The 6,052-nt window shown below is 69.8% G+C and carries 7 protein-coding genes; 4 read left to right on the plus strand and 3 right to left on the minus strand.

Features of this window, described 5'->3' with window-relative positions:
* The first annotated feature begins 103 nt into the window (after positions 1 to 103).
* Positions 104 to 631, plus strand: a complete 528-nt coding sequence (locus tag C7C46_RS33110) for a GNAT family N-acetyltransferase (protein ID WP_110673604.1) — start codon at positions 104 to 106, stop codon at positions 629 to 631.
* Positions 632 to 638: 7 nt separating this feature from the next.
* Here the strand turns inward: C7C46_RS33110 and C7C46_RS33115 are convergent, their stop codons facing one another.
* The 3 genes from C7C46_RS33115 to C7C46_RS33125 all read right to left on the minus strand — a co-directional run bounded on the left by C7C46_RS33115 (position 639) and on the right by C7C46_RS33125 (position 3,669).
* Complete coding sequence (locus C7C46_RS33115) at positions 639 to 1,451, minus strand: class I SAM-dependent methyltransferase (protein WP_181442672.1); 813 nt, start codon at positions 1,449 to 1,451, stop codon at positions 639 to 641.
* 335 nt (positions 1,452 to 1,786) lie between these two features.
* Positions 1,787 to 2,752, minus strand: a complete 966-nt coding sequence (locus tag C7C46_RS33120; RefSeq protein WP_110673605.1) for a threonine/serine dehydratase — start codon at positions 2,750 to 2,752, stop codon at positions 1,787 to 1,789.
* 134 nt (positions 2,753 to 2,886) lie between these two features.
* Positions 2,887 to 3,669, minus strand: a complete 783-nt coding sequence (locus C7C46_RS33125; RefSeq protein WP_146259322.1) for a TauD/TfdA family dioxygenase — start codon at positions 3,667 to 3,669, stop codon at positions 2,887 to 2,889.
* A 164-nt stretch (positions 3,670 to 3,833) separates the two neighbouring features.
* On the opposite strand from C7C46_RS33125, the gene C7C46_RS33130 reads away from it, so the two are divergent.
* The 3 genes from C7C46_RS33130 (at position 3,834) to C7C46_RS33140 (ending at position 6,034) form a co-directional block, all read left to right on the plus strand.
* Positions 3,834 to 4,262: an NUDIX hydrolase gene (locus C7C46_RS33130; protein ID WP_110673607.1), complete on the plus strand. Its 429-nt coding sequence runs from the start codon at positions 3,834 to 3,836 to the stop codon at positions 4,260 to 4,262.
* Between the two features lie 3 nt (positions 4,263 to 4,265).
* The gene (locus C7C46_RS33135; protein WP_220040751.1) at positions 4,266 to 5,267 is read left to right on the plus strand and encodes a helix-turn-helix domain-containing protein; all 1,002 of its coding nucleotides are present in this window, start codon (positions 4,266 to 4,268) and stop codon (positions 5,265 to 5,267) included.
* Between the two features lie 407 nt (positions 5,268 to 5,674).
* Complete coding sequence (locus C7C46_RS33140; protein WP_146259323.1) at positions 5,675 to 6,034, plus strand: DUF397 domain-containing protein; 360 nt, start codon at positions 5,675 to 5,677, stop codon at positions 6,032 to 6,034.
* Positions 6,035 to 6,052 lie beyond the last annotated feature (18 nt).

Genomic DNA, 6,052 nt, shown 5'->3' on the forward strand with positions numbered 1-6,052 from the left:
TTACGCCGGGGAGGAGTCACCTCTTCGGCACCCGTGAACGGCACGGGGCCGGCTCTCCGTAAGCTTCCTGGGGCGAGGGGTTCGGACGGAGGATGATCAGCGCGTGACGATCGACCTACGGCACCACACCGACCTGACCCCCGAGGTGCGCGACGACCTGCTCGCGGTCTACGCGGACGTCCGGGCACCGTTGCTGCACCTGTCCAACTACAGCGTCGAGGCTTTCGGCGAGCGCCTTGAACGGCACGTCAGCGAGCCGGGGTTCGGGCTCGTCCTCGGCTACGACGGTGGGGTCCCGGTCGGGTACGCCTACGGCAACACCGTCGAGGCCGGTGACCGGTACTGGCAGCGCTTGGCCGACCCGCTGCCCGCCGGGTATGCCGACGCGCCCGTGCTGGCGATCAAGGAGGTCGGTGTCCGCACCCCGTGGCGGGGCGCCGGCACCGCCCGCCGTATTCACGACGAGCTCCTTGTCGGTCGGCCGGAGGGCCGCGTGATGCTGATGGTCAACCCGCTTGCCGGGGGCGGAAAGGTCCTCGGCGTGTACGAGAGTTGGGGCTATCGGGCCGTCAACAGCCAGCGGGCGACCTCGGATTCTCCGCGCCTTCTCGTGATGGCCCGGCCGCGTTGAGCTCCGGTCACCGGATGGCGGTGGCCAGCAGGGCGGTGTGGGGGAGGAGCAGGTCGCCGTTCGGAGTGCGGAACTCCTCGGCGAGGCGGTCGAAGTGCTGCCTGACCTCGGTTCGGGTGGACTCGGGCTGGCTGAGCAGGAGTTGGCCGATGTAGGCGACGCCGGCGGCGGGGCCGGTCCACCACTCGTCGGGCGTGGTGCGGTGGTCCCAGTGGAGGGACTCGCAATGGACCTCGTTCAGGCCTGCGGTGGTGAGCAGTTCGGTCAGGCCCTCGGCGGTGCGGGGGAAGTCGTCCTCGGCGGCGACCGGTGGCAGGTGGGCCGGGCGGGTCAGGCCGACGGCTTCCACGGCGCGGCCGAGCAGGGCCTGGCCGGGGGCAGGGGGGTTGGGCCAGATGGTGAGCGCGAGCCGTCCGCCCGGGCGAAGCAGGCGGCGCAGCTCGGCGAGTGCGCGGGCGGGCTGTCCGACGTGGTTGAGCACGAAGTTGCCGGTGATCGCCTCGAACTCGCCGTCCGCGAAGGGGAGGTCGGGGAGCAGCCCGAGCTGCACGCGAGCCGCGGGGACGTTCAGCGCGGCCAACTCCACCATGCTCGGCTCGGCGTCCACAGCGGTGACCCGCGCACCGCGCGCGCAGGCCGCCGCGGCCACCGTGCCGGTCCCGGTACCGATGTCGAGCACCCGGGTGCCCTCACCGACCCCGGCCCCGTCGAGCAACTGCGGCACGGAGTACGCGCAGAGCTTGGCGAACCCGGCCGCGAAGGCGCCGGCCTGCCCGGCCCAGGCCTGGCGCTCGTACTGGTCGAAGGTGATCAGCTGCATGGTGGACCTCCCCGTGTGCGCCGCCGGTGATGATCAGCGCGGCTGGAGGGGATCCTACGGTGCCGCCCCGATCGGCCCGTCGAAGGGCAGCTCGATCTGTGAAGTGAAGGCGCGGCAGCGTACGGCGGGCCGGGCCGCTCTCGCACCTCACCCCATCGGCGTGTCAAAGACCCGCAGCGGTGCACGCGCGCCGGTAACGTCGCGGTCGGTGACCTCCCCGAAGAGTCCTCCAGGTGGATGACGGTTTTCCAGCAGTCGGGCGGACTGTTGGGACAGTGCCCGGTCGGCTGCGCAGCAGAGTGCGCGGCCGACCACTGCCGGCGGGGCCGCTGGCATCAGGCCGTGACGAGGTCGGCCAGGTTGGTGTTCGCCCCGCACAGCACGACGGCCACGCGCTCGCCGTCGCGCGGGACGTAGGCGCCGGAGGTGAGCGCGGCCAGCGCCGTCGCGGCGCCGTGCTCGACCGCCAGGCGCCAGTTTTCCCACAGCAGTTGGCGGGCGTCGAGGATCGCCTTGTCGGTGACCAGGACCGAGCGGGTCGTGCTGCGCCGGGCCCAGTGCAGGGCCATCTCGCTGGTGCGGCGGGCACCCAGGGAGTCGGCTGCGACCGAGTCGACCTTGACGTCCACGACCTCGCCGGCCTCGATCGCGGCGTTGAGCGCGCGGCAGTTCTCCGGTTCGACGGCGACGACTCGTACGCCGTTGGCGTCGGCGGAGACGGCGGTGCCGGTGAACAGGCCACCGCCGCCGACCGCCACGATGACCGTGTCCAGGCCGGGGATCTGGGCGTGGATCTCGGGGAGCAGCGTGCCTGCGCCGGCGGCGATGTACCGGTTGTCGTAGGCGTGCGACGCCAGGGCGCCGGTCGTGGCGGCGAACTCGACAGCAGCCTCGGCGGCTTCGGCGTACTCGGACCCGACCTGCCGCACGTCGGCGCCGAGCTTGGCGAGCTTGCCGACCTTGACGGAGGGTGCGGTGGTCGGCAGGAAGACGGTGGACTTGATGCCGTGCTTCCCGGCGGCCCAGGCGCAGGCCAGCCCGGCGTTGCCGCCGGAGGCGATGACCACGCCGGCGTCGGGCATGCTGCCCGCCTCCAGGTGGGCACTGATGAAGTTGGCAGCGCCTCGGTCCTTGAAGGAGCCCGTGTACTGCATGAATTCGAGGGCGAAGAAGACGCGGGAGGTGCCGAAGGTCCCGCGGTCGATCTCGAAGACGGGCGCGGGGCGGGTGATGCCGCGGATGCGGTCGGTCGCGACCTTGACGTCGTCGTAGGTCGGGAAGGTACTGGGGATGATGGGCATGGGACATTTTCTCCGGGCGTGAGGACGAGGCGGTGAGGCGTTCCCGGGCATTCAGCCCATGGAAGAGCGCGAGCGTGGACCAGTGGAGGCAGCTGCCGTGCGCCGGCCGAAGCGCTCGATGGCCGTGACATCGCTCATCGCGGACTGCTGACCGGGAGCATGAAGCCATGGCCAAGTCGGAGGTGCGGATGAGCATCGCCGAGCGCACGGAGCAGCAGTCGCCTGCCCGTGAACCCGGTACGCCCGTGCAGGACACGGTGGTTGTCGAGAACGACGGCCTGTCCCGGTCCCAAGGTCACTGACATGCTTTGACTGCTGATCAGCTGCCGGAGCACGGCCAAATGAGGCTGAGTGTCCGGTGCGAAGCGGGCCAGCTCGTCCTGTCGCAGCTGGATCCGCCAAGCCCCGCTGGCCGTCTGCTCCAGCACAGGAGAAAATCGCCCGTCCGGTCCGCCGAAGTACGCGGCTCGAGCTGCTGTCAGTGCGGCGGCTGCTTCCGGCCGAAGCGCCAGCAGTTCACGCAGGACAGCGCTGCCATCGGCCAGCACGGTGCGGCCGCCTGCCTGTCCCGGGCGCAGGCAGGCCAGGATGAGCAGCCGAGGTGGACTGGGGTCATGGGTGCCGTCGGTGTGTAGTGAGAGGGGCGTGCGCCCCAACCCCGCGTAGCCGATCCGGCCCGGATGTCGACCGGTGTCCTGAATTGCGGTCAGCCCGTCACGGTCGGCGTCGCGGTGCTGGCGCAGACCTGTCGTCAGAGCCCTGGCGGCGGTCAGTACCGACTGGCGCGACACCAGGCCGCTAAGGCCTACGGCGCCGTGCTCGCGGAGTTCCTCCCCAGTCAGGTCGAGTGGCGCCGGGATCGTGCCGGGCCACGGGCGGAAGAAGGCCGCTCGGATTGGGATCGTGCTCTCGGGCATGGCGGTCCCCTCGACAGGACTGGCGGGACGGAAGAGGACCACTGTCTCGAATCCGATCCGCAGCCGTACAGTGACAAACTGTCACATAGTGATCATGGCGATGGCCAGCGCTGGTGCTGCTAGGTTCGATGCATCTGCGCCGGACTGAATCCGTGGAAGAGGGCATGACCGAACAGCCTTACGTGCCAGCTGTTTTCCCGATCTCGATCAAGGGGATCGTTCTCGACCCGCAGCATCGCGTGCTCCTGCTCAAGAACGAGCGGCAGGAGTGGGAGCTGCCGGGCGGCAAGCTCGAAGTCGACGAGACCCCGGTCCGACGGGTGGAGACGGAGATTCGCGAGGAGACCGGCTGGACCGCCACGGCGGGTCCGCTGCTGGACGTGTGGATGTACGAGCCGATGCCCGGACGGAGGGTCTTCATCGTCACCTACGGCTGTACCCTCGACCCGGCCGACGCCGACCGGCCGCCCGTGGTCAGCCACGAGCACAAGGAAGTCGGGCTGTTTCGCCGTGCTGAGATCGACGGCCTGACGATGCCTCAGGGGTACAAGGACTCCATCGCTCGCTGGTACCAACTCGTCAGTCAGGATTGACCAGTGGACGAGCAGCGGCCCGCCCCCGGCGACGGCATCCGTTGGCACTGGACCACTCCGCGAGCCCAGGACATCCTGCGACGTCGCAGCGTGCCCGAGATCCTGTTGCTCTACCGTGAACTCCACGGTCTGCCACAGCAGGAACTCGCTGACCTGCTTGGCTACTCGAGGACCTACATCTCCCGGATGGAGACGGGCTCCCGCCCCGTTACCGACATTGCCACGTTGCGCCACATTGCTGATCGTCTCGGTCTTCCGTTGCACTGCGTCGGCATCATCGACGATGCTGATGGAGACCGCCAACTCATGATCCAGCTCGCTGAGTCGGTCCTCAGTCTCGCCGAAATCGGCCGCCAGGCCGGACGAGCCGCGACTGCGGTCGGGGAGTTGTGGCCTCTGGTCGCCCGGCTGGAAGCCCGTGTCGCCGACGGCTACGCCGATGTGGACATCCTGCGGCTGCTCGCCCGCGCACGGATCAGCCTGGGCGTCTCCCTCGGTCATGTCCTGCCCGAGGAGCGGACAGCCACTGCTGCCCGATGGACCGGCAAGGGCCTGGCGCTCGCTCGCAGACTGGACGACCCCGGCCTGTACGCCCACGCCCTGCGCCACCACGGCAATGAACTGCGCAAGGCGAAACTGCTCGGAAGTGCGCTGAACCGACTCGGGCAGGCGCGCGGCATGGCCCGCACGCTGCTCGAACGCGCTGAAGCCGCCATTCTGCTGGCCCGAGCGGCAGGCGCCGCAGGCCAGGCCACCCTCTTCGATCACGCGACCGAGCAGGCCCACCGGTTGCTCGGCGAAGCTGAACCGACAGCGCTGTTCTCGGCCTTCACCCTCCACGAGGTACGCCTGCGAGGGCTGATGGCCACGGGGCGGGCCGGGGAGGCCGTCGAACTGCTGGGCAGTGCGCCGCGACCCCGCCTCACGACCAGCCCACAGTGGCAGATCATCGCGACGATCACCGCCGGCGAGGTGCTGCTGCCGTGGAGACCTGGTTGCGGCTGACGAGCAGTTCAGGACCGCGATCGAGGGCGCGATACAGCACCAGCTGCCGCACCAACTGCAGCGGGTCATCCGTGCCGGCCGGCTGCTGCCAGCCGTTCGGGAGCAGGCAGATGCTGCGCTCGGGGCGATCAAGGTGCAGATAGCGGCCTGACTCGACTCGCCGGCGGGGTGTCACGGCGCGCGCTCCGACCTGACGGCCCGCCCTTGATCGGAGGCGGCCGGCCCGGCACAGGAGCCGTCCCTGGCCTCGGACGCGCCAGCCACCTCGAACCAGACGGTCGTGCCCGTGTTGCTTGCGGGCGCCAATCGGGCGGCGGGACGGGCGATCCCCCATCGGTGGGCGAGGGCTTGTACCAGTCCCAGGCCACGGCCGGTACCACGTCGGGACCGACGGTCCGTGGGTCTTGTTGTCGTTCTCCGAGGAGCCCGGGGATGGTGCGGTCTGTTACGAGAACTCGCTGTCGTTTACGGATGATGCCGACACCGTTGCGCGCCATGCCAGACAGTTCGAGCTGCTCACCTCTCAGGTGCTGGATCCAGCCGCCACCCGGTCGTACTTGCAGGCGGCCCTCGCCGACCATGAAGGGCCGGGGTTTCCCGAGAGGATGATCACGCACGTTGGCACCACCCTTGACCAGGGCGCCTGCGACTGGCGCAAGTCGAGCTACAGCGGCGGCCAGGCCGGTAACTGCATCGAACAGGGGCTCCGCCCGGACGGCCTGATCCCAGTGCGGGGAGCACATGTGAGCTGCCCCGGAACGGCGTGACGGAAGGGCGGGCCCACC

Origin of the sequence: Streptomyces tateyamensis, from assembly GCF_003205575.1 — a bacterium.
GTDB classification, from domain to species: Bacteria; Actinomycetota; Actinomycetes; order Streptomycetales; family Streptomycetaceae; genus Kitasatospora; species Kitasatospora tateyamensis.